Source organism: Streptomyces sp. NPDC054783 (assembly GCF_053611725.1).
The window spans coordinates 195,164-220,139 of record NZ_JBSHAY010000008.1; the positions used below are offsets into that span (position 1 = coordinate 195,164).

At 69.0% G+C, this 24,976-nt stretch carries 25 protein-coding genes; 23 read left to right on the forward strand and 2 right to left on the reverse strand.

From position 1 onward, the window contains the following. Positions 1-76: 76 nt before the first annotated feature. Both ACWGJ5_RS17125 and ACWGJ5_RS17130 read left to right on the forward strand, forming a co-directional pair. On the forward strand, positions 77-979 hold the full coding sequence (locus tag ACWGJ5_RS17125; protein ID WP_228618655.1) for a tRNA (adenine-N1)-methyltransferase: 903 nt from the start codon (positions 77-79) through the stop codon (positions 977-979). A 234-nt stretch (positions 980-1,213) separates the two neighbouring features. After that, the gene (locus ACWGJ5_RS17130) at positions 1,214-1,795 is read left to right on the forward strand and encodes a hypothetical protein (protein WP_453310524.1); all 582 of its coding nucleotides are present in this window, start codon (positions 1,214-1,216) and stop codon (positions 1,793-1,795) included. Positions 1,796-1,814: 19 nt separating this feature from the next. Here ACWGJ5_RS17130 and ACWGJ5_RS17135 read toward each other — a convergent pair whose 3' ends face one another. Further along, entirely contained in the window at positions 1,815-2,117 is a 303-nt protein-coding gene (locus ACWGJ5_RS17135) for a ferredoxin (protein ID WP_453310525.1), read from the reverse strand. A 522-nt stretch (positions 2,118-2,639) separates the two neighbouring features. Between ACWGJ5_RS17135 and arc the strand changes: the two genes are divergently transcribed. The 6 genes from arc to prcA all read left to right on the forward strand — a co-directional run bounded on the left by arc (position 2,640) and on the right by prcA (position 8,782). Continuing rightward, a complete protein-coding gene (arc, locus tag ACWGJ5_RS17140) occupies positions 2,640-4,406 on the forward strand; it encodes a proteasome ATPase (protein ID WP_453310526.1) in 1,767 nt (588 codons plus the stop codon). A 235-nt stretch (positions 4,407-4,641) separates the two neighbouring features. Beyond that, on the forward strand, positions 4,642-6,153 hold the full coding sequence (gene dop / locus ACWGJ5_RS17145) for a depupylase/deamidase Dop (protein ID WP_453310527.1): 1,512 nt from the start codon (positions 4,642-4,644) through the stop codon (positions 6,151-6,153). A 171-nt stretch (positions 6,154-6,324) separates the two neighbouring features. Beyond that, entirely contained in the window at positions 6,325-6,543 is a 219-nt protein-coding gene (locus ACWGJ5_RS17150; protein WP_023551933.1) for a ubiquitin-like protein Pup, read from the forward strand. A 30-nt stretch (positions 6,544-6,573) separates the two neighbouring features. After that, the gene (locus ACWGJ5_RS17155; protein ID WP_453310528.1) at positions 6,574-7,167 is read left to right on the forward strand and encodes an endonuclease VII domain-containing protein; all 594 of its coding nucleotides are present in this window, start codon (positions 6,574-6,576) and stop codon (positions 7,165-7,167) included. Next, entirely contained in the window at positions 7,119-7,964 is an 846-nt protein-coding gene (prcB, locus tag ACWGJ5_RS17160) for a proteasome subunit beta (protein WP_453310529.1), read from the forward strand. Before ACWGJ5_RS17155 ends, prcB begins: the two co-directional genes overlap by 49 nt. A 62-nt stretch (positions 7,965-8,026) precedes the next feature. Beyond that, the gene (prcA, locus tag ACWGJ5_RS17165) at positions 8,027-8,782 is read left to right on the forward strand and encodes a proteasome subunit alpha (protein WP_351603498.1); all 756 of its coding nucleotides are present in this window, start codon (positions 8,027-8,029) and stop codon (positions 8,780-8,782) included. Between the two features lie 73 nt (positions 8,783-8,855). Here prcA and ACWGJ5_RS17170 read toward each other — a convergent pair whose 3' ends face one another. Next, complete coding sequence (locus ACWGJ5_RS17170) at positions 8,856-9,884, reverse strand: LacI family DNA-binding transcriptional regulator (RefSeq protein WP_453310530.1); 1,029 nt, start codon at positions 9,882-9,884, stop codon at positions 8,856-8,858. Positions 9,885-9,992: 108 nt separating this feature from the next. On the opposite strand from ACWGJ5_RS17170, the gene ACWGJ5_RS17175 reads away from it, so the two are divergent. The 15 genes from ACWGJ5_RS17175 (at position 9,993) to ACWGJ5_RS17245 (ending at position 24,944) form a co-directional block, all read left to right on the forward strand. After that, positions 9,993-11,252: an MFS transporter gene (locus ACWGJ5_RS17175; RefSeq protein WP_453310531.1), complete on the forward strand. Its 1,260-nt coding sequence runs from the start codon at positions 9,993-9,995 to the stop codon at positions 11,250-11,252. A 9-nt stretch (positions 11,253-11,261) separates the two neighbouring features. Next, positions 11,262-12,623 (forward strand): Pup--protein ligase, encoded by a 1,362-nt coding sequence (pafA, locus tag ACWGJ5_RS17180; protein ID WP_228618667.1) that lies wholly within the window; start codon positions 11,262-11,264, stop codon positions 12,621-12,623. Positions 12,624-12,766: 143 nt separating this feature from the next. Next, a complete protein-coding gene (locus tag ACWGJ5_RS17185) occupies positions 12,767-13,762 on the forward strand; it encodes an FKBP-type peptidyl-prolyl cis-trans isomerase (protein WP_453310532.1) in 996 nt (331 codons plus the stop codon). Between the two features lie 111 nt (positions 13,763-13,873). After that, on the forward strand, positions 13,874-14,245 hold the full coding sequence (locus tag ACWGJ5_RS17190; protein ID WP_228618670.1) for an FKBP-type peptidyl-prolyl cis-trans isomerase: 372 nt from the start codon (positions 13,874-13,876) through the stop codon (positions 14,243-14,245). Between the two features lie 180 nt (positions 14,246-14,425). Then, the gene (locus ACWGJ5_RS17195; protein ID WP_228618672.1) at positions 14,426-15,379 is read left to right on the forward strand and encodes a helix-turn-helix transcriptional regulator; all 954 of its coding nucleotides are present in this window, start codon (positions 14,426-14,428) and stop codon (positions 15,377-15,379) included. A gap of 15 nt (positions 15,380-15,394) precedes the next feature. Beyond that, positions 15,395-16,384: a helix-turn-helix transcriptional regulator gene (locus tag ACWGJ5_RS17200; protein WP_453310533.1), complete on the forward strand. Its 990-nt coding sequence runs from the start codon at positions 15,395-15,397 to the stop codon at positions 16,382-16,384. 211 nt (positions 16,385-16,595) lie between these two features. Beyond that, positions 16,596-16,856, forward strand: a complete 261-nt coding sequence (locus tag ACWGJ5_RS17205) for a hypothetical protein (protein WP_453310606.1) — start codon at positions 16,596-16,598, stop codon at positions 16,854-16,856. 10 nt (positions 16,857-16,866) lie between these two features. After that, entirely contained in the window at positions 16,867-17,061 is a 195-nt protein-coding gene (locus tag ACWGJ5_RS17210) for a hypothetical protein (RefSeq protein ID WP_453310534.1), read from the forward strand. 240 nt (positions 17,062-17,301) lie between these two features. Further along, positions 17,302-17,586, forward strand: coding sequence for a Sec-independent protein translocase subunit TatA (gene tatA / locus ACWGJ5_RS17215; protein ID WP_453310535.1), 285 nt, complete (start codon positions 17,302-17,304; stop codon positions 17,584-17,586). A gap of 47 nt (positions 17,587-17,633) precedes the next feature. Continuing rightward, positions 17,634-18,578, forward strand: coding sequence for a twin-arginine translocase subunit TatC (gene tatC, locus ACWGJ5_RS17220; RefSeq protein ID WP_453310536.1), 945 nt, complete (start codon positions 17,634-17,636; stop codon positions 18,576-18,578). An 82-nt stretch (positions 18,579-18,660) separates the two neighbouring features. Further along, the gene (locus ACWGJ5_RS17225; RefSeq protein WP_453310537.1) at positions 18,661-21,513 is read left to right on the forward strand and encodes a DEAD/DEAH box helicase; all 2,853 of its coding nucleotides are present in this window, start codon (positions 18,661-18,663) and stop codon (positions 21,511-21,513) included. A gap of 342 nt (positions 21,514-21,855) precedes the next feature. Further along, positions 21,856-23,523, forward strand: a complete 1,668-nt coding sequence (locus ACWGJ5_RS17230; RefSeq protein WP_453310538.1) for an ATP-binding protein — start codon at positions 21,856-21,858, stop codon at positions 23,521-23,523. Further along, entirely contained in the window at positions 23,520-23,924 is a 405-nt protein-coding gene (locus ACWGJ5_RS17235; protein ID WP_228618682.1) for a roadblock/LC7 domain-containing protein, read from the forward strand. Before ACWGJ5_RS17230 ends, ACWGJ5_RS17235 begins: the two co-directional genes overlap by 4 nt. Beyond that, positions 23,921-24,343, forward strand: coding sequence for a DUF742 domain-containing protein (locus ACWGJ5_RS17240; protein WP_453310539.1), 423 nt, complete (start codon positions 23,921-23,923; stop codon positions 24,341-24,343). The genes ACWGJ5_RS17235 and ACWGJ5_RS17240 overlap by 4 nt, the downstream gene beginning before the upstream one ends. Then, on the forward strand, positions 24,324-24,944 hold the full coding sequence (locus ACWGJ5_RS17245) for a GTP-binding protein (RefSeq protein ID WP_453310540.1): 621 nt from the start codon (positions 24,324-24,326) through the stop codon (positions 24,942-24,944). Before ACWGJ5_RS17240 ends, ACWGJ5_RS17245 begins: the two co-directional genes overlap by 20 nt. The last annotated feature ends 32 nt before the right edge of the window (positions 24,945-24,976 follow it).

Here is a 24,976-nt window from a genome sequence, read left to right on the forward strand (position 1 = left end):
CGCACCGTGCGAACCCGCCCTTGCCCCGCCCCCTCCGGCGGCCAAACCCCAGGACGGGAACCGGTACGCTGGTCACATGTCCGAACCGACCGGTGCTGCCCGCAGGCGCGGGCCCTTCAAGGTCGGGGACCAGGTACAGCTGACCGACCCCAAGGGCCGCCACTACACGTTCACGCTCGAAGCCGGGAAGAACTTCCACACCCACAAGGGTTCCTTCCCGCACGACGAACTGATCGGCGCTCCCGAGGGCAGCGTTGTCCGCACCACCGGCAACGTCGCCTACCTCGCGCTGCGCCCCCTGCTCCCCGACTACGTCCTGTCCATGCCCCGCGGGGCAGCCGTCGTCTACCCCAAGGACGCGGGGCAGATCCTCGCCTTCGCCGACATCTTCCCCGGCGCACGCGTCGTCGAGGCCGGCGTGGGCTCCGGCTCGCTCAGCAGCTTCCTGCTGCGCGCCATCGGCGACCAGGGCATGCTGCACTCCTACGAGCGCCGCGAGGACTTCGCCGAGATCGCCAAGCAGAACGTGGAACGCTACTTCGGCGGCCCCCACCCCGCCTGGCAGCTCACCGTCGGCGACCTCCAGGACAATCTCTCCGACACCGACGTCGACCGCGTCATCCTCGACATGCTCGCCCCCTGGGAATGCCTCGAGGCCGTCTCCAAGGCACTCGTCCCCGGCGGCATCCTCTGCTGCTACGTGGCCACCACCACCCAGCTCGCCCGGACCGTGGAGTCCATCCGGGAGATCGGCTGCTTCAACGAGCCGACCGCCTGGGAAACCATGATCCGCAACTGGCACATCGAAGGCCTCGCCGTCCGCCCCGACCACCGCATGATCGGCCACACCGGCTTCCTGCTCACCGCCCGCCGCCTCGCCGACGGCGTCGAGCCGCCCATGCGCCGCCGCCGCCCCGCCAAGGGCGCCTACGGCGAGGACTACGCCGGACCCAACGCCGACGGCGGCCCCGGCCGCTGACCCACCCCGCACACAGCACAACGCAAGGGCGCCGTGCCGCAGTTCCCGCACACCGACGGGAACTGCGGCACGGCGCCCGCTCGTTGACAGGCCACCAGGGGCCCCACCCGCACGCCCACCACACGCGCGGGCCGCCGCCTGCGGGAATCCCCGACCCCGCCGTTCCCCCGCACTGTGACGTGTGGCACCATGCTGGCCACCCCACCGGCACAGCCCTCACAGGAGACACTCCTAGTGCAGCAATCCGCCGTTCCGGAGCTCGCTCACAGCCAGACCCGGCCCATCCACTGGGTCGCCACCGCCACGGCCGTCGCCGGCGTCGTAGCCTTCTCCTCCGTCGTACAACCCGGATCGGCCACGGCCGCCCAAACCCACACCGACACCCGCGGCAAGTCCGCCCCCGCTGCCATCGCAGCGCCCAGCACCACCGGCGTCGACTTCCCCCTGCAATGCGGACCCGTGAAAGCCGTGGTCGCCAAAAAAGCGACCGGAGACCTCGACGGCGACGGCAGACCCGAAACGGTCGCAGTGGTCCACTGCGACTCCGCCATGGGCACACCGCCCGACGGGGCCTACGTCCTCACCCGCTCCCCGGACAGCGACCAACCACGCGTCGTGGCCACCCTCGTCGACCCCAAGGACCGGCTCACCGTCACCGACTTCTCCATACGCGCGGGCACCGTCGCCGCCACCCTGCTCGGCTACTCCTCCGACGCCGTCCCCAACTGCTGCCCCGACCTCAAGACCCCCACCAAGTGGCACTGGAACGGCACCGCGTTCATCCGCTCCACCCCCACAGACGCCCACGGCGTCTGACGCACGGCCCGGCCCGGACTCACTCCGCGTCGGGCCCGTACACCTCGACCCTGTCCGAAACCCGGCGCACATGAATGCACTCACCGGGACACTCCCGAGCCGAGTCCACCACATCCGTCAGCAGCGGCAACGGCACCGGCGCCACCGCACCCACCGCCTGCAACAGCTCCGCGTCCGCACCCTTCACATAAGCCAGCCCGTCGATGTCCAGCTCGAACACCTCAGGCGCGTACTGGGCGCAGATCCCGTCACCGGTACACAGATCCTGGTCGATCCAGACCTCCAGCGCCTCCCCGCCCAGGGCCTCCTGCTGCACGGTCACCTCTCCTGCCGTCGATACGCCGGGCGGAACCGGCACCCCAAGGGCCAGCCGGGTCCGCACCAGCGGCTGTTGAACACCCCCGACCCTACCTCCGCCCGCATTCCAGCCACGTTCCACCGGCACCGGGTTTCCACTCCCGCCCCCTCGGGTAGCAGCGCCCGACCAGGACGGACATGACATCGGCCACGGCACCCACCACTTCAAGCCGGACCCGCCGTCACGCCCGTCACCCGGACCGTCGCTCAGCGTGATGACCGCGAGAGCGTACCGCGGGCTGCCCACCTCCCGGGCCCACCAGCCCGGACCGGACAACTCCGGCCACTCCCGAAGGGTTTTGACCATGCGATGCCCGGAACAAGCCGCTTCCGCATCACGTTGAGTGGGTATCCCCTCCGTGCGAGGGGGAGCGCAACGGGTGACCGACGACACACCTTGACAGTCTTGGTGATCTAGGGGTTTCAATCGACACCCACCCAGGTAGGGTCTGGAAGCGTCCAGCTCCCCTTGGAGGAGGTGAGGACCGTGGCAGCCCACGACGACGACATGAACCGCGGCATCCGCCCGGGACGAGGGTCCGACGACCCGGCCGGGCAGATCGCCTACCTTGAGCAGGAGATCGCCGTCCTGCGACGCAAGCTCGCCGACTCTCCGCGACACACGAGGATTCTCGAAGAGCGGATCGTCGAGCTGCAGACCAACCTGGCCGGCGTGTCCGCCCAGAACGAACGGCTGGCCAACACCCTCCGCGAGGCCCGCGACCAGATCGTGGCCCTCAAGGAGGAGGTCGACCGGCTCGCCCAGCCGCCCGCCGGCTTCGGCGTCTTTCTGCAGGCCAACGAGGACGGCACCGCCGACATCTTCACCGGAGGCCGCAAACTCCGCGTGAACGTCAGCCCCAGCGTCGACCTCGACGACCTGCGGCGCGGCCAGGAAGTCATGCTCAACGAAGCGCTCAACGTGGTCGAAGCCATGGAATACGAGCGCGTCGGCGACATCGTCACCCTCAAGGAAATCCTCGAGGACGGCGAGCGCGCCCTCGTACTGGGGCACACCGACGAGGAACGGGTGGTACGGCTCGCCGAGCCACTGCTGGACGTCACCATCCGCGCCGGCGACGCCCTCCTGCTCGAACCCCGCTCCGGCTACGTCTACGAAGTCGTCCCCAAGAGCGAGGTCGAGGAACTCGTCCTCGAAGAGGTCCCCGACATCGGCTACGAGCAGATCGGCGGACTCGGCAACCAGATCGAAGCCATCCGCGACGCGGTCGAGCTGCCGTACCTCTACCCCGACCTGTTCAAGGAGCACGAGCTGCGCCCGCCCAAGGGCGTCCTGCTCTACGGCCCCCCCGGCTGCGGCAAGACACTCATCGCCAAGGCCGTGGCGAACTCGCTCGCCAAGAAGGTCGCCGAGGTCACCGGCCAAGCCGCCGGCAAGAGCTTCTTCCTCAACATCAAGGGCCCCGAGCTGCTCAACAAGTACGTCGGCGAGACCGAGCGGCAGATCCGCCTCGTCTTCCAGCGTGCTCGAGAGAAGGCCAGCGAGGGCACCCCCGTCATCGTCTTCTTCGACGAGATGGAGTCCCTCTTCCGCACCCGCGGCTCCGGCGTCAGCTCCGACGTGGAGAACACCATCGTCCCGCAGCTGCTCGCCGAGATCGACGGCGTGGAAGGCCTGCAGAACGTGGTCGTCATCGGCGCCTCCAACCGCGAGGACATGATCGACCCCGCCATCCTGCGCCCCGGCCGCCTCGACGTGAAGATCAAGATCGAGCGCCCCGACGCTGAAGCCGCCAAGGACATCTTCGGCAAGTACCTCACCGAACGCCTCCCGCTGCACGCCGACGACCTCGGCGAACACGGCGGCGACAAGGCCACCACCGTCCAGAGCATGATCCAGACGGCGGTCGAGCAGATGTACGCCGAATCCGAGGAGAACCGCTTCCTGGAAGTCACCTACGCCAACGGCGACAAGGAAGTCCTCTACTTCAAGGACTTCAACTCCGGCGCCATGATCGAAAACATCGTCGGACGCGCCAAGAAAATGGCGATCAAGGACTTCCTCGAAAAGAGCCAGAAGGGCCTCCGCGTCTCCCACCTCCTCCAGGCCTGCGTGGACGAGTTCAAGGAGAACGAAGACCTCCCCAACACCACCAACCCCGACGACTGGGCCCGCATCTCCGGAAAGAAGGGCGAACGGATCGTCTACATCCGTACCCTCATCACCGGAAAGCAGGGCGCAGACACCGGACGCTCCATCGACACGGTGGCGAACACCGGTCAGTACCTGTAACAGCAGGGCGGCTGCGGGTGCCCTCACCGGGGTACCCGCAGCCCTTGCGTTTTTTCAGGCCACGACCGGAGCAGCCAATGACGCAAATGATCTCCCCACCAGCGCAAAGGCGTTCTAGGCTCGTTCCTACCGCCGAGTCGCGCAGTGCGGGGACGGGCACCGCACACGCACCGGAGCGCCAGCGGTACGTGAGCGGCGCCCACGACCGAGGGTGCCGCCGGGCAAGGAGGGCCGCATGACCGTACGGCGAGTAATGGGCATCGAGACGGAGTACGGAATCTCCGTCCCCGGCCACCCCAACGCCAATGCCATGCTCACCTCGTCCCAGATCGTCAACGCCTACGCGGCGGCGATGCACCGGGCCCGCCGGGCCCGCTGGGACTTCGAGGAAGAAAACCCGCTACGGGACGCGCGAGGCTTCGACCTCGCCCGGGAGGCCGCCGACGCCAGCCAGCTCACCGACGAGGACATCGGCCTCGCCAACGTCATCCTCACCAACGGTGCGCGACTCTACGTCGACCACGCCCACCCCGAATACAGCGCCCCCGAGGTCACCAACCCCCGCGACGCCGTCCTCTGGGACAAGGCCGGCGAGCGCATCATGGCCGAAGCCGCCGAACGAGCCGCCCAGCTCCCCGGCGCCCAGCCCATCCACCTCTACAAGAACAACACCGACAACAAGGGCGCCAGCTACGGCACACACGAGAACTACCTGATGAAGCGGGAAACCCCCTTCTCGGACATCGTGCGCCACCTCACCCCCTTCTTCGTCTCCCGCCAGGTCTTCTCCGGCGCCGGCCGCGTCGGCATCGGCCAGGACGGCCACGAACACGGCTTCCAGATCAGCCAGCGCGCCGACTACTTCGAAGTCGAGGTCGGCCTCGAAACCACCCTCAAGCGCCCCATCATCAACACGCGCGACGAACCCCACGCCGACGCGGAGAAGTACCGCCGCCTCCACGTGATCATCGGCGACGCCAACCTCTCCGAGATCTCCACCTACCTCAAACTGGGCACGACCTCCCTGGTCCTGTCCATGATCGAGGACAGCTTCATCGCGGTGGACCTCGCCGTCGACCAGCCGGTAAGGACGCTCCACCAGGTCTCCCACGACCCCGCCCTGAAGCGCCTGATCACGCTCCGCAGCGGACGCACCCTGACCGCCGTCCAGCTCCAGATGGAGTACTACGAGCTGTCCCGCAAGTACGTGGAGGAGCGCTACGGCGCCGACGCCGACGACCAGACCAAGGACGTCCTGACCCGCTGGGAAGACACCCTCACGCGCCTCGAGAACGACCCCATGAGCCTCGCCGGCGAACTCGACTGGGTCGCCAAACGCGAACTGATGGAGGGCTACCGCCGCCGCGACGGCCTCGACTGGGACGCCGCCCGCCTCCACCTCGTCGACCTCCAGTACGCCGACGTACGCGCCGAGAAAGGCCTCTACAACCGCCTCGTCGCCCGCGGCCGCATGAAGCGACTCCTGGACGAGGCCGAGGTCGACAAGGCCCGCACCAAGCCGCCGGAGGACACCCGCGCATACTTCCGCGGCCGCTGCCTGGAGCAGTACGCCGACGACGTCGCCGCCGCCTCCTGGGACTCGGTCATCTTCGACCTCCCCGGCCGGGACTCGTTGCAGCGCGTTCCAACCCTGGAACCGCTACGCGGAACGCGAAATCACGTCAAGGAGCTGCTGGACCGCTGCCGCACCGCAGAAGACCTGGTCAGGGTCCTGTCAGGCGGCTGAGCGGGCCAGAGGGGTACTCGGTGCGGCCCGGGCGGCAGGGTGGAAATCCTGCCGCCCGGGAATCATCGAGATGGCCCCCGTACGTTGGAGAAACTGCGGGGCCGATGTCGGACCCGGCTTGTAGGGTCTGATCATCACCGATCGGCAGGCGAACTGAGCGGGGTGAGGGTTATGGCAACCAAGGACACCGGCGGCGGCCAGCAGAAGGCCACGCGCGCGACCGAAGAGGTCGAGGAGCAGGCGCAGGACGCGCAGGCTTCGGAGGACCTCAAGGAGCGGCACGAGAAGCTGAGCGATGACGTGGACTCCGTCCTGGACGAGATTGACGATGTCCTGGAGGAGAACGCAGAGGATTTCGTTCGGTCATTCGTTCAGAAAGGCGGCCAGTAGCCTTCGAATCGAAGACTACGGGGGGCAAATTTGGCAAGCGAAGAAGGTGTGAAGCGCTGCGTGCGGTGCGGCGAATCGAAGCCGCACGCAGCCTTCGCTAATCGGCGATCGAACCTCGACGGTCTGCAGCGACATTGCCGGGAGTGCGCATCGGACTACCACCGGACGCATCAGGAGAGCCTCGGCAAGATGGTCAGGCCCAAGGTGGAAGTGCCCGATGGATACAAACACTGTCTGAAGTGCGGGGAGGTCAAGCCCTGGAGCGAGTGGCATCGCAACGCCACGGCTTCGGACGGGTTGTCGACACGCTGCAAAGCGTGCCGGGCTGCCGAGGGGCGAGCCAACCACCTGAAGCGCAACTACGGCCTCACCGAAGCCGAGCGTGACGCGATGATCGCCTCTCAGTACGGCCTCTGCGCGATCTGTCTGGTTGCCCCGCCCGCGCATGTGGATCACTGCCACGAGACGGGTAGGGTCCGTGGCGTACTGTGCTTCAACTGCAATTCGGCCATCGGCAAGTTGTGCGACGACCCAGGCACCGCTCGCCGAGCCGCTGCCTATCTGGAAGGAAACTTGTGGAAGCCAACTCTCGTGGCACCGGGCGTCTACCAGCTGCCTTCCTGACGCCGGGGTCCTCCTCCTTCATGGACTTCCTGTCCGAGCACCAGCCCGAGATGCTGCCGGGCAACCGGCAGCTGCCGCCCACACAGGGTGTGATCGAGGCGCCCCACGGCACCACGATCGTGGCCGTGACCTTCCCGGGGGGCGTGGTGCTGGCCGGTGACCGTCGGGCCACCATGGGCAACATCATCGCTCAGCGGGACATCGAGAAGGTGTTCCCGGCGGACGAGTACTCGGCCGTGGGTATCGCCGGCACCGCCGGTCTCGCCGTGGAGATGGTCAAGCTCTTCCAGCTGGAGCTGGAGCACTTCGAGAAGGTCGAGGGTGCGCAGCTGTCGCTGGAGGGCAAGGCGAACCGGTTGTCGACGATGATCCGGTCAAACCTCGGTATGGCCATGCAGGGCCTGGCCGTGGTCCCCCTCTTCGCCGGATACGACCTGGACCGCGAGAAGGGGCGGATCTTCTCCTACGACGTCACGGGTGGCCGCAGCGAGGAGCACAACTTCGCGGCGACGGGTTCCGGCTCGATCTTCGCTCGTGGTGCGATGAAGAAGTTGTTCCGTGATGACCTGTCCGAGGAGCAGGCGACCACTTTGGTGGTGCAGGCTCTCTATGACGCGGCTGACGACGACTCGGCGACCGGTGGTCCCGATGTCGCCCGCCGGATCTACCCGATCATCACCGTGATCACCGAGGACGGTTTCCGCCGGGTGACGGAGGAGGAGTCCTCCGAGATCGCTCGTGCGGTGTTGCAGAAGCGCCTGGAGGAGCCGGACGGCCCGAAGGCCGCCCTGCTCTGAGTGCGGGCCCCGGTTCTTATCGAGGTGATCCAGTGACCATGACAGAAAGGGACGGATAACCGGTGTCGACGCCGTTCTATGTCTCCCCCCAGCAGGCCATGGCCGACCGGGCGGAGTATGCCCGGAAGGGCATCGCCCGTGGCCGTAGCCTGGTCGTGCTGCAGTATGCCGACGGCATTGTGTTCGTCGGTGAGAACCCGTCCCGTGCGCTGCACAAGTTCAGCGAGATCTATGACCGGATCGGTTTCGCGGCCGCCGGTAAGTACAACGAGTACGAGAACCTGCGCATCGGTGGTGTCCGTTACGCCGACCTGCGGGGTTACACCTATGACCGTGATGATGTGACCGCCCGTGGTCTGGCGAACGTCTATGCCCAGACGCTCGGCACGATCTTCTCGTCGGCCGCGGAGAAGCCGTACGAGGTGGAGCTGGTCGTGGCCGAGGTGGGGGAGACCCCGGAGGGTGACCAGATCTATCGGCTGCCGCATGACGGGTCGATCGTGGACGAGCACGGTTCGGTCGCGGTGGGCGGCAACGCCGAGCAGATCAGCAGTTTCCTGGACCAGCGTCACCGTGACGGCATGTCGCTGGCGGAGGCTTTGAAGCTGGCGGTGCAGGCCTTGTCCCGTGACACCAACGGCAGCGAGCGGGAGATTCCCGCGGAGCGGCTGGAGGTGGCGGTGCTGGATCGTACGCGTCCGCAGAAGCGCAAGTTCAAGCGCATCGTCGGTCGTCAGCTGTCGCGTCTGCTGGCGGCGGACGGCGCGGCCACCGAGGCGGAGAGCTCGGAGGAGGAGGACGGCTCCGAGGAGGAGTGATCCGCCGCCCTGTTTGCCTGCTCCCGTGTGCCCCGGCCGTTCTCCTGGCCGGGGCACACGGCGTTCGGGTATGTCAGCGTGGGGCCTGGGCGGCGCGTGGTGGGGCCGTGGAGCCGCGTACGACGAGGCGGACCGGGATGTCCCCGCTTTCGGGTTGCCGGCCTTCCAGGACGGCGAGGAGGGCTTGCATGCCGCGTTCACCGAAGAGCTCGGCGTTCAGTCGTACGGTGGTCAGTTCGGGGTCGATGGCGGTGGCGAGGCCGAGGTCGTCGACGCCGGTGACGGAGACGTCGTCGGGTACGCGCAGGCCGAGGCGGCGCAGGGCTTTGTAGGCGCCGGCTGCGAGTTTGTCGTCGTCGCAGACGACGGCGGTGGGCCGGGGTCCGGGGGCGGTGAGCGCGGTCTCGGTTGCGGTCAGGGCGCCTTCGATGGAGATCGGGGCCCGGGTCGTGCGCACGTGCGTCCCCGGTACGGCGGCCATGCGTGTCGCGAGTTCACGCGCGCGTACCTCGAAGGTCCAGGAGGGTACGTCGGCGGCCAGGTGGAGGATGCGGCGGTGGCCGAGGGCGAGCAGGTGGTCGGTGACCTGGCGGACGCCGTCGGTGATGTCCAGGTTGACAGTGGCGGCGCCGAGGCTGCCTTCGGGGTCGCTGTCGAGCATGACCAGGGGCAGTTGGTCGCCGCGGATGGCGGTGAGGGCGTCGGCGGCCATGGAGGAGGCGATGACGCCGTCGAGGGCGGCTTGGGCGGAGGCGAAGGGGTCGCGGGCGGGGCCGATGCCTTCGGGGGAGGGGTAGAGGACGAGGCCGAAGCCGTTTTCGGCGGCGACGCGTGCGGCACCGGTGTAGACGCCGGCGAAGAACTCTGTGGTCAGGGCCGGTACGACCAGCAGGACGGTGCGGGTGTGGCCGAGGCGGAGGTTTCGGGCGGCGAGGTTGGGGCGGTAGCCGAGTTCGCGTGCGGCGTCGCGGACTCGTTCGGCGGTGGCTGCGGAGACCCGGCCGCGCCACTTGTCGCCGAGTACGAGGGAGACGGCGGCCTGGGAGACCCCGGCTGCCTGGGCGACGTCCCGGCTGGTCGGGCGCGTGCTGCTGCGTGCCACGGTGGGCTGCCCCTGTTCTTCTGGTCGTTCGCCTGGACGTGTGAACAGCGCACATGGTACGTATGACGACGGAAGTTATACGTAAAACTTGGGGCTGGAGGGCGGCACATGGCCACGGGTTATCTGGAGATACTCCGGGCGCGGCATGCGCTGCGGCTGCTCACCGGCACGCTGGTGGGGCGGCTGCCGAACGCGACGGCCGCGATCGCCCTGGTGCTGTTCGTCCGTGCCGAGGGCGGCACGTACAGCCTCGCGGGTGCCCTCGCCGCGGTCTACGGCGTCGCCAACGCCGTGGGCCAGCCGGTGCTGGGCCGGCTCGTGGATCTGCACGGCCAGCCGCGTGTGCAGCTGCCGGCGGCGGTGCTGGCGGCCCTGTCCATGGCGGTCTTCGCGTTCTCCGGCACCGATCCGCTGCCGCTGGCGTATGCGGCCGTGGCGGCGGCCGGTCTGTTCACGCCGCCGCTGGAGGGCGGCCTGCGCGCGCTGTGGCCGTCGGTGCTGGGGCGCGAGGAGCAGGTGCACACGGCGTACGCGATGGACGCGATCGCGCAGGAGATCATGTTCACGGTGGGGCCGCTGCTGGTGACGTTGTGCGTGTCGCTGTGGGACGAGCGTGCCGCCCTGCTGGTGCTGAACCTGCTGGGGGTGCTGGGTGCGCTCTCCGTGGTCGTGTCGCCGCCCTCGCGCGCGTGGCGGTCGGCGCCGCGTGAGGCGCACTGGCTCGGCGCGCTGCGCTCGCCGGGTCTGCTCGTGCTGCTCGGTGCTTTCCTGTTCGTGGGGATCGCGCTGGGCTCGATCACGGTCGCGTCGGTGTCGTACGCCGACGGTCATGGCGGTGACGCGGTGTACGGCTGGATGATGGCGGGGCTGGGCCTGGGCGCACTGGTGGGTGGCACGGTGTACGGGGCCCGTCGGTGGGACGGTTCGCCGGAGCGGCGACTGAGTGGGCTCGTGGCCCTTCTGGCGGTGTGTTACCTGCCTTTGATGCTGACGCCGGGTGCGCCGGCCATGGTGCTGCTGTCGGTGCTCTCCGGGGTGTTCCTCGCGCCGTGTATCGCCTGTGCGTTCATCATCGTGGACCGGCATGCGCCGAGCGGGACGGTCACCGAGGCTTTCTCCTGGCTTGTGACGACGTTCACCGTGGGTGCCTCGGTGGGAACGGGTGTGGCGGGGCCCGTGGTCCAGGCCGGTGGCACGGTGTGGGGGTTCGCGGTTCCGGGGGCGGCGGGGGCCGTGTCGTTGCTGGTGCTGCTCGCCATGGGGCGGGTCCTCGCAGCTCCCGCGCGGGGCGGGGTCGTTGCGTCTTCATCGGAAAATGATCCAAATCGTGCTGCCGAACCCCGTTTCAGCTCGGGGGATCGGGCGTAATGTTCAGTCATGGACCGCCGCATTTTCGGGCTGGAGAACGAGTACGGCGTCACGTGCACGTTCAGGGGACAGCGCCGCCTGTCTCCTGACGAGGTGGCGCGGTACCTCTTCCGCCGTGTCGTGTCATGGGGCCGCAGCAGCAATGTCTTTCTGCGAAACGGCGCCCGGCTCTATCTCGACGTGGGCTCACATCCGGAATACGCGACCCCCGAATGTGACAACGTGATCGAACTGGTCACCCACGACAAGGCCGGCGAGCGCATTCTCGAAGGACTCCTGGTGGACGCGGAGCGACGCCTGCACGAGGAGGGAATCGCGGGCGACGTCTACCTGTTCAAGAACAACACGGACTCCGCGGGCAACTCGTACGGCTGCCATGAGAACTATCTGGTGGCACGGCACGGGGAGTTCTCGCGGCTCGCGGACATCCTCATCCCGTTCCTGGTGACCCGACAGCTTCTGTGCGGTGCGGGGAAGGTGCTGCAGACGCCGCGTGGTGCCGTGTACTGCGTGAGTCAGCGTGCGGAGCACATCTGGGAGGGTGTGTCCTCGGCGACGACCCGTTCGAGGCCCATCATCAACACGCGTGACGAGCCGCACGCGGACGCCGAGCGCTACCGCCGGCTGCATGTCATCGTCGGTGACTCGAACATGTCCGAGACGACGATGCTGCTGAAGGTCGGCGCGACGGACCTGGTGCTGCGCATGATCGAGGCGGGCACGGTGATGCGTGACCTGACGCTGGAGAACCCGATCCGGGCGATCCGTGAGGTCAGCCATGACATCACGGGCCGCCGCAAGGTGCGGCTGGCCAGCGGCCGCGAGGCCTCGGCGCTGGAGGTGCAGCGGGAGTACTTCGACAAGGCCGTGGACTTCTGTGACCGCCGGGGGATCCGTACCGGCACGGTCGCGCAGGTCCTGGAGCTGTGGGGCCGCACCCTGGACGCGATCGAGAGCGAGGAACTGGACCGGATCGCCACCGAGATCGACTGGGTGATGAAGTACAAGCTCATCGAGCGCTATCGGGCCAAGAACAACATGACGATGTCGCATCCGCGGGTCGCGCAGATAGACCTCGCCTACCACGACATTCATCGTCGTCGTGGCCTGTACTACCTGCTGGAGAAGAAGGGCCAGGCGGCCCGGGTCTGCAACGACTTGAAGATCTTCGAGGGCAAGTCGGTTCCGCCGCAGACCACTCGGGCGCGGCTGCGCGGTGACTTCATCCGGCGGGCACAGGAACAGCGCAGGGACTTCACGGTCGACTGGGTGCATCTGAAGCTCAACGACCAGGCGCAGCGCACTGTGTTGTGCAAGGACCCGTTCCGTTCGGTGGACGACCGGGTGGAGAAGCTGATCGCCGGAATGTAGGCGAAAGCGGGTGAGCCAAGCGTTTCGGGTGTGAAATGCCGGAACGCCACACGGGCGTCGTACGTTTACCGTACGGCGCCCTTCTCGCGTCGTAGAGTTGCGCGCACGCCATCCGCAAGATCGATCGATTACGAGGCTCTCCCGTGCGCCGACGTTCACTTCTCCTCGCCGCCGTTCCCGCAGGGCTGGTCACACTGGCCGCGTGCGGTGACGGCAAGTCCGGCTCCAGCAAGGCCGGTGTCTCGCCGTCGGCGTCCACGATGCCTCCGCCGAAGATCGTGGACGCTCCGCTGCCGGCGATCACGGCGGGCACGAAGTTCGGTGAGAAGCCGACCGTGGCCAAGGGGCCGGGCGAGCCGTCGAAGAACCTGGCGGTGAAGACGGTGATCGCGGGCGGTGGTCGCACGGTCGCGGAGAACGACTTCGTCCAGGCGAACTATCTGGGCCAGATCTGGGACACGGGCAAGGTCTTCGACAACTCCTACGACCGCAAGATCCCGCTGGTCATCCAACTCGCCCAGGGCAGCAGCATCGACGGCTGGAGGTACGGGCTGGCGGGCAGGAAGACCGGCAGCCGTGTCCTGATGGCGGTGCCGCCCACCTGGGGCTACGGCAAGTCGGGCGAACCACAGGCGGGCATCAAGGGCACCGACACGATGGTCTTCGTCGTCGACCTGATCGATGTCTTCAACTCCAAGAGCTCCTCCCACGGCAAGCCGGTCCCGCAGAGCGACACGGCGCTGCCGGAGGTCGCCACGAACACCGACGGCGAGGTTCCCAAGGTCACCATCAGGCAGCCGCACCCGCCGAAGAAGCTCGTGTCCACCTACGTCCTGGAGGGTGACGGCCCCGAGCTCAAGGCGGACCAGACGGTCCTGTGCCAGTTCCAGGGGCTGGTCTGGGAGGGCGACAAGACCTTCGAGCGGACGTACGGCTCGGGGCGGCTGAGCCAGTTCCCGCTGGCGCAGATCCAGCAGGTGGTCCCAGGCCTGGCGCAGGGGCTGACCGGCAAGAAGGTGGGCAGCCGCGTGCTGGTCGTCGTACCGCCGGAGCTGGGCTACGCCACCCCTCCGCCCGGCGGGGTCGTCAAGAAGGACTCCACGCTCGTCTACACGGTGGACATCCTCGCGGCGATGTAGCCGTGTGGTGTGCGTGGCTGGCGGGGAAGCTGGTGTCCGTGACGGGCTTTGGGGCTGCAGAGATGAAAGACTGTCCACGTTTCGTGTCGTACACAAGCAGGAGCTTTTGACGTGAGCATCGAGAAGCCCGAGATCGACTTCCCTGGTGGCGAGCCCCCGGCGGACCTCGAGATCAAGGACATCTGGGAGGGCGACGGGCCGGTGGCGCAGGCGGGTCAGACCGTCACCGTCCACTATGTGGGTGTCGCCTTCAGCACCGGCGAGGAGTTCGACGCCAGCTGGAACCGTGGCACTCCGTTCCGCTTCCCGCTGGGTGCGGGCCGGGTCATCGCGGGCTGGGACCGGGGCGTGCAGGGCATGAAGGTCGGTGGCCGTCGCCAGCTGACCATCCCCGCCCACCTCGCCTACGGCAACCAGAGCCCGACCCCGGCGATCAAGCCGGGCGAGACGCTGATCTTCGTGGTGGACCTGCTGGGCGTCTGATCCCCGCCGGTCCCGTTGTGATCCACACGTGATCCACACCTGATCGACCGGTCGTGTCCGACCGGTTCCGATCACCTGGGGCCCATGCCTGCTCGGGCATGGGCCCTCGGCTTTTGTCACCGCCGTGAGGAGCGGTACGGTCATCGGTCGGAAGCACCATAGGAAAGGCGAAGGGCGTCGATGGCCATTGCCAAGGCCGAGCGGCTGATGAACCTGGCGCTGTGTCTGCTCGGCACACGGCGGCCGCTCAGCAAGCGCGAGCTGCGGGAGAGCATCGAGGCCTACCTGGAGGCGGGCTCCGACGACTCCTTCAACCGGATGTTCGAGCGCGACAAGGACGACCTGCGCGAGCTGGGCCTGGTCATCGAGACGGTGGAGAACCTGGACGGCGAGGTCGGCTATCTCGCCCGCCGCGACAGCAACCGGCTGCCGCCCATCACCCTGGACGCCGAGGAGGCCGCGGCGCTCGGTCTGGCCGCGAAGGTGTGGCAGCAGGCCCGTCTCGCCGGCGCGGCCAGCGGTGCTCTGCAGAAGCTGCGCGCCGCGGGGCTGCCCGAGGACGTCGACCCCTACGAGGCGCACGGCGCCCTGGAGCCCCGAATCCCGGTGCACGAGGCCGCGTTCGAGCCGCTGATGCTGGCCTGCCGGGACCGCCGCCCGGTCGTCTTCGACTACCGCAAGGCCTCCGCGGCCCGCCCCGAGCCCCGGCATGTGGAGCCGTGGGCGCTGGAGTGCTGGCGCGGGCACTGGTACCTGGCCGGTTTCGACCGGGACCGGGGTGCCGAGCGCGTCTTCCGGCTCTCCCGGATCACCGGCCGGGTCCGCTCGCGCGGTACGGGCTTCACCGCCGCCGTGCCCGACGTCGTCACCGTGCGCGAGACCGTGGCGAGCTGGGCGGGCGAGATCGCCGACGGTACGGCGCTGATCCGGCTGCGTTCCGGGGCCGGTTACCCCCTTCGGGCGAAGGCCGCCAGGGTGCGGGAACTCGGCGACGGCTGGGACGAGTTGGAGATTCCGTACGGGCACGGCCTGGACGCCTGGCTGGTGGAGTTCGGGCCGGACGTGGTGGTCCTGGAGCCGGCCGAGCTGCGCGCGGACGTGGTGGACCGGCTGCGTGCCGTGGCCAAGGGCTGAGGGGGGAGCAGGACTGTGGCAGGCAAACCGGTCAGGCCCGTGAACGCCATCGACCAGACCCGGCGGATGCTGTCCCTGGTGACCTACCTCAGGGAGCGTCCCGGCGCCCGGATCGCGGACGTCGCGCGTGCCTTCGGCATCACCGAGGACGAGCTGGTCGCCGACCTCGATCTGCTGCCGATGTGCGGCACGAGCTTCCGTGGTGGCGATCTGCTGGACATCGACACCGACGGCGAGCGGATCTGGTGGCACAACCCGGCCGCGCTGGGCGAGGAGGCGGCGGAGCCGCTGAGACTGGCCGCCGACGAGGCCACCGCGCTGCTGGTGGCCGCCCGGGCCGTCTCGACCCTGCCGGGCCTGCGCGAGGGCGACCGGCAGGCCCTGCTGCGGGCCACCGCGAAGGTGGAGGCCGCCGCCGGTGAGGCCGCCGGGGCCAGCGCGCGGCTGTCGGTGACCTTCGAGTCCGAGGGCGGGGTCTTCGCCGACGTCGACCGGGCGATCTCCGAGCGCCGCCGGCTGTGGATCCGCTACTACTCCCCGGCCCGCGACGAGGTCACCGAGCGCGAGATCGACCCGATCCGCCTGGTCAGCGTCGGGCACACCTATGTCGAGGCATGGTGCCGGCGGTCCGAGGCCCGGCGCACCTTCCGGCTCGACCGGGTCGCGGAGATCCGGATACTGGACGAGCCGTCCGCGCCGCCCGAGATAGAGCTGCGCGACCTCTCCGAGGCCCTGGTGCAGCCCGCGGCCGAGGACCCGGAGGTCGTGGTCGAGGTCGGCCCGGGCGGCCGCTGGGTGGCCGAGTACTACCCGCACGACAGCGCCGATGAGCTTCCCGACGGCGGGCTGCGTATCACTCTGCGCACCCCGGATCCGGCCTCCCTGCGCCGGCTGGCACTGCGGCTCGGCGCCGACGGCCGGATCGTGTCCCCGCCGGAGCTGGCCGACAGCGCCCGGAGAGCGGCGGCGGAGGCGCTGGCGGCGTACGACACGGCGTCGCGGTGAGGCAGCGCCCCGAGGGGGCGCAGGGCCGGGTTCGACATGCGACTCCGCCGCGATGCGCGTCCCCCGGGGTTCGAGCGGAGCCGAGAACTCGGGGGAGCGACCAGCCACGGCGGAACCGCAGACGCGCGACGGCGGACGGTGGCCCTTCCAGCGGCGCCTTGGCGAACGACGAGAAGAAGGAGCGAGGGCTGTGAGCGAGCGTGCGGGTGAGATGACGGTGGCGGCCGCCTTCGCAGGGATGAGGAGAGCGGTCCCCGTGATGTTCAGGGCGGGCTGCCCGGACTGCCGGGGTCGCTTCGAGCTCGCCGCGAGCGCGCTGCGCCTCGCCATCGGCGCCACCAGCCGGACGACGTTCTACTCCTTCACCTGCCCCGAGTGCGGGGCCGCCGTGCGCAAGCCCGCCGGGGAGCGCATCGTCGAGCTGCTCACCGGCGGCGGGGTGCGCACGCTGCGGCTGCACACCACCGTCTAGTCTCGACGTCATGTTCTGGCCGATGTGCGCGGTAGCGTTGGGTTTCCTGGGTCTCGCGGTGCTGGGGGTGCTCGCCGTCCGGGTCTTCCTGGAGGCGCGGCGTCTCGGACAGCAGGTCGCGGACTCGGCGCGCCGTATCAACAGGGCGGCGGAGGACCTGGAGCGGTCGGCGGCCAGTGCGGCCCGTGCCGTGGATGCGCTGTGATACCCCCAAGACCGTGCGCTTTGGGTCACTTCGCCCTGTCAGGCGACCGGCCCGTCCAGGTACGCTGGCGATCGCGGCCCGGACAACGAGGCGCGGTCCGCAGAGGGAGCCGGAGTACGCACGGGGATTGTCCTACGTTCACCCCTGGGCGTTACGATCGCTGCCAGCACGATGCTCGGACACATGTCCGACCGGCCGGACACAGCCCCGCCGCCCCGCCTCAGTGAGAAGGTGAAGACTATGTTCCGCAACGCACTTGAGCCGTGGCACCTGGTGCTCCTGGTTCTGGTGATCGTCCTCGTGTTCGGCTCCAAGAAGCTTCCGGACATGGCGCGCTCGCTCGGCAAGTCCGCGCGCATCCTCAAGAGCGAGGCCAAGGCGATGAAGGACGAAGGCAAGCCGTCTTCCACCCCCGCCCAGCCCGCCGAGGAGCAGACCCCGGCTCAGCGCACGATCCAGGCGGCGCCCGGCGACGTGACCAGCTCCCGGCCGGTCAACGAGCCGACGGACACGACCCAGCGCTGACGCGAGGACCGGGGCATCCGGTCCGCTGCACGAGATGAGGATGTGGGTTGCCCAAGCCTGCCCGCAATAAGGAGAAGGATCCCGAGGGGCGGATGCCGCTCGCGGATCACTTGCGTGAGCTGCGCAACCGGCTCGCGAAGGGCGTCCTGGCGATCGTCGTTGTCGCGGTGATCTCGGCCTTCTTCTACAAGGACATCATCAACTTCATCACCCGGCCGGTGCTCGACTCGGTCGGTTGCGGGCAGACCTTCGGGCAGCTGGTCAAGACCAAGAACGCCCACTGTGCGCACATCACGGTCAGTGGTTTGTTGGGTCCCTTCACTCTGGCCCTGAAGACCGCGCTGACGGCCGGCGTCGTGCTGGCGGCGCCGGTCTGGCTCTACCAGCTGTGGGCGTTCGTCGCACCGGGCCTGCACCGGCACGAGAAGAAGTACGCCTACGCGTTCGTCGGTCTCGGTTTCCCGCTCTTCCTGGTCGGCGGCTACCTCGCCTACCACGTGCTGCCCGTGACGGCGAAGTTCCTGGTCGACCTCACGCCGAGTGGTACGGAGAACCTGCTTCCGCTGGACGAGCTGCTCGACCTGGTCACGCGGATGGTAGTCGTGTTCGGCCTCGCCTTCGAGATGCCGTTGCTGCTGGTGATGCTCAACCTCACCGGCATCCTGTCCGGCCGGCGGATGCTCGGTTGGTGGCGTGGCATGATCGTCGGCATTGCCGCCTTCGCGGCCGTGGCCACGCCCAGCCCCGACCCGGGCACGATGCTGGCGCTGGCGGCGCCGATCTGGGCGCTGTTCTTCATCGCCGTGGCCGTCTCGCTGCTCAACGACCGCCGCCGGGCCCGACGCGAGGCGGACGGACCCGCCGACGACGAGGCCTCCGACCTGGACCTCACCCCCGAGGCGATCGGCGAGATCGAGCCCGTCGCGGCCAGCCGGGCCCTGCCCGAGCAGAGCGGCCCGGACCGGGTCAACGGCTACGACGACGTGACCTGAGCTTCGCGCCTGACCGCACCGGATGCCCCCGCCCTGATGGGCGGGGGCATCCGTCTTCGCCGGCCGGCCCACGTTCCGGATAATGATCGTCCTGTTGTCAGTGCGGCCCGGTACGCTCGAAAGCACGATGACAGAGGACCTCTCTCCGGCCGAGCGGTACGCGGCAGCCCGCAGGCGGGCAGCCGAGCAGGCCACCGCGCTCGCGTCCTTCCGCGAGATGTACGACTTCGGCCTCGACCCCTTCCAGATCGAGGCCTGCCAGGCACTCGAGGCGGGCAAGGGCGTACTGGTGGCCGCCCCCACCGGCTCGGGCAAGACGATCGTGGGCGAGTTCGCCGTCCACCTGGCCCTCATGCAGGGCAAGAAGTGCTTCTACACGACGCCCATCAAGGCGCTGTCGAACCAGAAGTACGCCGACCTGTGCCGACGCTACGGCACCGGCAAGGTCGGCCTGCTCACCGGCGACAACAGCGTGAACTCCGACGCCCCGGTGGTCGTGATGACCACCGAGGTCCTGCGGAACATGCTGTACGCCGGCTCCCAGACCCTCCTCGGCCTCGGCCATGTGGTCATGGACGAGGTGCACTACCTCTCGGACCGCTTCCGCGGCGCCGTCTGGGAGGAAGTGATCATCCACCTTCCCGAGTCGGTGACCCTGGTGTCACTGTCCGCGACCGTGTCCAACGCCGAGGAGTTCGGGGACTGGCTGGACACCGTCCGTGGCGACACCGAGGTGATCGTCGCGGAGCACCGGCCCGTGCCGCTGTTCCAGCACGTCCTCGCCGGGCGGAGGATGTACGACCTGTTCGAGGAGGGCGAGGGCCACAAGAAGGCCGTCAACCCCGACCTGGTCCGCCTCGCCCGGATGGAGGCGAGCCGGCCGTCGTACCAGGACCGCAGACGCGGCCGCGCGATGCGCGAGGCCGACCGGGAGCGGGAGCGCAGACAGCGCTCGCGGGTGTGGACACCGGGCCGTCCCGAGGTCATCGAGCGCCTGGACTCCGAGGGCCTTCTGCCGGCCATCACGTTCATCTTCAGCCGCGCCGCCTGCGAGGCCGCCGTCCAGCAGTGCCTGTACGCGGGCCTGCGGCTGAACGACGAGGAGGCCCGGGAACAGGTCCGCGCCCTGGTCGAGGAGCGCACCGCGCACATCGCGACGGAGGATCTGCACGTCCTCGGGTACTACGAGTGGCTCGAGGGCCTGGAGCGCGGCATCGCCGCCCACCACGCGGGCATGCTGCCGACCTTCAAGGAGGTCGTGGAGGAGTTGTTCGTACGCGGCCTGGTCAAGGCGGTGTTCGCCACCGAGACCCTCGCGCTCGGCATCAACATGCCCGCCCGCTCGGTGGTGCTGGAGAAGCTCGTCAAGTGGAACGGCGAGCAGCACGCCGACATCACGCCGGGCGAGTACACCCAGCTCACCGGCCGCGCCGGCCGCCGGGGCATCGACATCGAGGGCCACGCGGTCGTGCTGTGGCAGCGCGGCATGAGCCCCGAGCACCTCGCCGGCCTCGCGGGCACCCGCACCTATCCGCTGCGCTCCAGCTTCAAGCCGTCGTACAACATGGCGGTCAACCTGGTCGAGCAGTTCGGCCGGCACCGCAGCCGCGAGCTGCTGGAGACCTCCTTCGCGCAGTTCCAGGCCGACAAGTCGGTCGTCGGGATCTCCCGCCAGGTGCAGCGCAATGAGGAGGGCCTGGCCGGCTACAAGGCGTCCATGACCTGCCACCTCGGCGACTTCGAGGAGTACGCGCGCCTGCGCCGCGAGCTGAAGGACCGCGAGACCGAGCTGGCCCGGCAGGGGGCGAACCAGCGGCGGGCCGAGGCGGCCGTGGCGCTGGAGAGGCTCAAGCCGGGCGACGTCATCCACGTCCCCACGGGCAAGTACGCCGGTCTGGCCCTGGTGCTGGACCCCGGTCTGCCCGCCGGGCGTTCCAACGGCCACCGCGGCTTCGACCACCTCGACGGTCCGCGCCCGCTGGTGCTGACCGCCGAGCGTCAGGTCAAGCGGCTGGCGGCGATGGACTTCCCGGTGCCGGTCGAGCCGCTGGACCGGATGCGGATCCCGAAGTCCTTCAATCCGCGCTCGCCGCAGTCCCGCCGGGACCTCGCCTCCGCGCTGCGCACCAAGGCCGGGCACATCCCGCCGGAGCGGGCCCGCAAGAAGCGCTCGCAGGCAGCCGACGACCGCGAGATCGCCCGCCTGCGGACCGCGATCCGCGCCCACCCCTGCCATGGCTGCAACGACCGTGAGGACCACGCCCGTTGGGCCGAGCGCTACCACCGGCTGCTGCGTGACACCTCACAGCTGGAGCGCCGCATCGAGGGCCGTACGAACACCATCGCGCGGACCTTCGACCGGATCGTGGCCCTGCTGACCGAGCTGGACTACCTGCGCGGCAACGAGGTCACCGAGCACGGCAAGCGCCTGGCCCGGCTGTACGGCGAACTGGACCTGCTGGCCAGTGAATGCCTGCGCGAGCGGGTCTGGGAGGGGCTCGGCCCCGCCGAACTCGCCGCCTGTGTCTCGGCGCTGGTGTACGAGGCACGGGTCGGCGACGACGCGATGGCGCCCAAGCTGCCCTCGGGCAAGGCGAAGGCCGCGCTCGGCGAGATGGTCCGGATCTGGGGCCGGCTGGACAGTCTGGAGGAGGAGTTCCGGATCAACCAGACCGAGGGCGTGGGCCAGCGGGAACCGGATCTCGGATTCGCCTGGGCCGCGTACATGTGGGCCTCGGGCAAGGGGCTCGACGAGGTGCTGCGCGAGGCGGAGATGCCCGCGGGGGACTTCGTGCGGTGGTGCAAGCAGGTCATCGACGTTCTCGGCCAGATCTCCGCGGCGGCCCCAGCGGAGGGCTCGACCGTGGCCAAGGCCGCGCGCAAGGCTGTGGAACAGCTGCTGCGGGGGGTTGTCGCCTACTCGTCGGTCGGGTGATCTCCGGTTCGCCGGAGCGGATGACCATGGGGGCCCTTTCGGGCCCCCATTTCGCTTATCACGGTGAGTCACTTCGCATGCCCGTACACCGTGACCGAAAGTGTTCGAATATGCGCTGAGCGTGCAAATGGAGTCGAGCGTACTCCTGGTGTACGGGCCATTTCAGGTGCTTGCCGAATATGACACGGCGATGATCCGGTCGGACTAAGCTCGCCCGCGGCGCACCGAGTTGAGCTGAATTCGTGCGTCTGTTCCCAAACATGCGATAAATCCCGACAGTTCCATGAACCTTCCCCCCAAAAGCTCCCCCGACACCCAGCCGACTCGTCTCAGAAGGCATCCATGGTGAGTGTTCAGAAGCCTCCCGGTGGCCGTGAACGTCCTTACACACGCGTCCTGTTGCCGCCGGCCATATTGATGGCCGCCGCGACCGGCGCGGCCGTTGCCCTGGGGCCGGCGTCGGCCCGGATCGCCGTCGGCGCGGTCGGGGCCGTGGCCCTGCTGCTGATCCTCGCCATCGGCGGGGAGGCCGCCCGCCGCGGCCGCAGGCTCCGCGAGGAACAGGCCGAGCACGCCCGTCACACCGCGTATCTGGAACACCGTCTCGCCGCCCACGACGATCTGATCGGGCGCTTCGCGAGCGACGTCATCCCCCACGGCCATCTGCGGCTGCGCGCCGGAGAACCGCTGCGCGACGTGATGGTCAACGGCTACGACGTCGACCCCGAACTGCGCAGCCTGCCCGACTCCTACCGGGAGATGTTCCGCGCCGCGATGCGCGGCGCGGACCGCGAGATCAACATGCGCGACGCCACCGAGCGCTCCTTCGTGAGCATCGCCCGTCGCGTCCAGGCCATCGTCCACCAGCAGTCCAACGAACTGCGGGAGATGGAGGAGGACCACGGCCGCAACCCCGAGGTCTTCGACGACCTGCTGCGCATCGACCACGGCACCTCGCTGATCGGCCGGCTCGCCGACACCATCTCCGTCCTCGGCGGCGGCCGCCCCGGCCGCCAGTGGCCGCTGCCGGTCTCCCTCTACAGCACGCTGCGCGGTGCCATGTCGCGCATCCTGGAGTACCGCCGCATCCAGCTGAACTCCATCGTCAACATCAACATCAAGGGCACCTCCGTCGAGCCGGTCATCTACGCCGCCGCCGAGCTCTTCGACAACGCCACCCGCTACTCGCCGCCCACGGCCAAGGTGCACGTCACCGCCACCGAGGTGCAGACCGGCATCGCCATCGAGATCGAGGACGCCGGCGTCAGCCTCAGCGAGGAGTCCCGCGCCCGCATCGAGAAGATGATCGAGGACGCCAAGAACCTCGACGACGCCCACAACCTGGGCGAGAACCCGCGCCTCGGCCTCGCCGTCGTCGGCCGCCTGTGCAAGATGTTCGACATGGAGGTCTCGCTGCGGGCCTCCGCCTACGGCGGTTGCCGCGCGATCCTCATCGTCCCGCGCGTGATGACGACCACCGAGCCCGGTGTCGGGGCCGCCCACGGCATCGGCGCCACCGGCACGCCGATCCCCGCGCTCGGCGCGGTCGAGGGCCCCAAGCGCCCGCCGAAGCGGCGCCGCCCCACCAGCCCCAAGATCCCGGCCGGGATCTCCATGGAGGACGACGTCCCGGTGGTCACCGAGTGGACGGCGGGCGGTCTGCCGCAGCGCCGCAGCCGGATGAAGACCCCGATCAGCCAGCGCTTCGCCGAGCAGGCCGAGGTCGAGCAGGCCGAGCGTGAGGGCAGGCCCACCGTCTGGTCGCAGCCCAAGCCCGAACGGCAGCCCGAGATGGACCCCGTGCGCAAGAAGCTCATGGAGCGGCCGATCGGCCAGGGGATCGAGGACTTCTGGAACGGCCTGCGCAAGGGCATGCCCGAGGGCGCCACCGGCCCCGAACTGACCGACTTCACGAGGCACCCGGAAAAGTACGTGCACCTGCTCAACGACTACGCGGACGAGCCCGTCGAGGGCACCACCGAGGCCGACGACGAGGGGGACCTCAAGTGATCCAGCAGCGAGGCAACATCGACTGGATGCTCAAGCAGCTCAACGACGGCGTGCCGGGCATCGAGATGATCGTGGTCCTCTCCGCGGACGGACTGCGCATCGCCCGCTACGGTGGCGATCCCGACGCCGCCGACCGCGTGGCCGCAGCCTGCGCGGGCGTGCAGAGCCTGGCCGGCGCCATCATCAAGGAACTCCCCGGAGCCGGCGACATGCAGGTCGTCGTCTTCGAGATCGACGGCGGCTACTTCTACCTGATGAACGCCGGCGACAACGCCTTCCTCGCCGTACTCGCCGACGTCACCTGCGAACCGGGCCGGATGAGCGGCATGATGCGCGACCTCGTCGTCCGGATCGGCGCCCATCTCACCAGTCCGCCCCGGCGGAACGGGCAGAGCGTATGACTCCTCCACGACGCAAACGGCGCGAGCCGAAGCTCCCGCCGCCTCCGCAGCCGCAGCCACCGGCGCCCAAGCCGGCGGACGGCGAGGCCGAGCCCAAGAACCCCGAACGGCTCTACGCCGTCGCCGGATCCGAGGACGGCGCACGCGCCGAACTCGACCTCGTGACGTTAATCGTGGCGCGCGACGCGCCCCAGATGGCCGCCTCACCGGAGCAGGCCGCGGTCCTGCGGCTCTGTGCCAACCCCCTGTCCGTGGCCGAGCTCTCGGCCTATCTGAACCTGCCGTTCAGCGCGATGACCGTCCTGATCACCGAGCTGATCACGGCCGAACTGGTGCAGGTGCGTGCCCCGGTCGTCCGCCGGGCGCTCCCGGACCGTTCACTCCTCGAAGCGGTGATGCATGGACTTCAACGGCTCTGACACCATCCCCGGACCACGCACCGAGGATCATCTGCCGCGCACGGCCGAGACCGCGGTGAAGATCGTGATCGTGGGCGGCTTCGGCGTCGGCAAGACCACCATGGTCGGTTCCGTCAGCGACATCAGGCCGCTGACCACCGAGGAGACCATGACCCAGGCCGGCATCGGCGTGGACGACAACTACGGTTCCGAATCCAAGACGGCCACCACCGTGGCCATGGACTTCGGCCGCATCAGCATCACCGAGAAGCTGGTGCTCTACCTCTTCGGCACCCCCGGCCAGGAACGCTTCTGGTTCCTGTGGAACGGGCTGTTCGAGGGCGCGCTCGGCGCGGTCGTCCTCGTCGACACCCGGCGCCTGGAGGTCAGCTTCGACGTCATGGGCCGGCTGGAGGAGCGCGGCGTGCCCTTCGTCGTCGCCATCAACTCCTTCCCGGACGCGCCTCGTTACCCCGTCGAGGAACTGCGCACCGCGCTCGACCTGACCCCGGAGATCCCGATCATGGATTGCGACGTACGCCGCCGGGCCTCCAGCAAGGACGTGCTGATGACCCTGATGCGCTTCCTGCACTCGATCGCCCTGTCCCGCGCCCTCGCCTGATCCCCCGCCGACCGATCCCCTCTCCCTTTCGT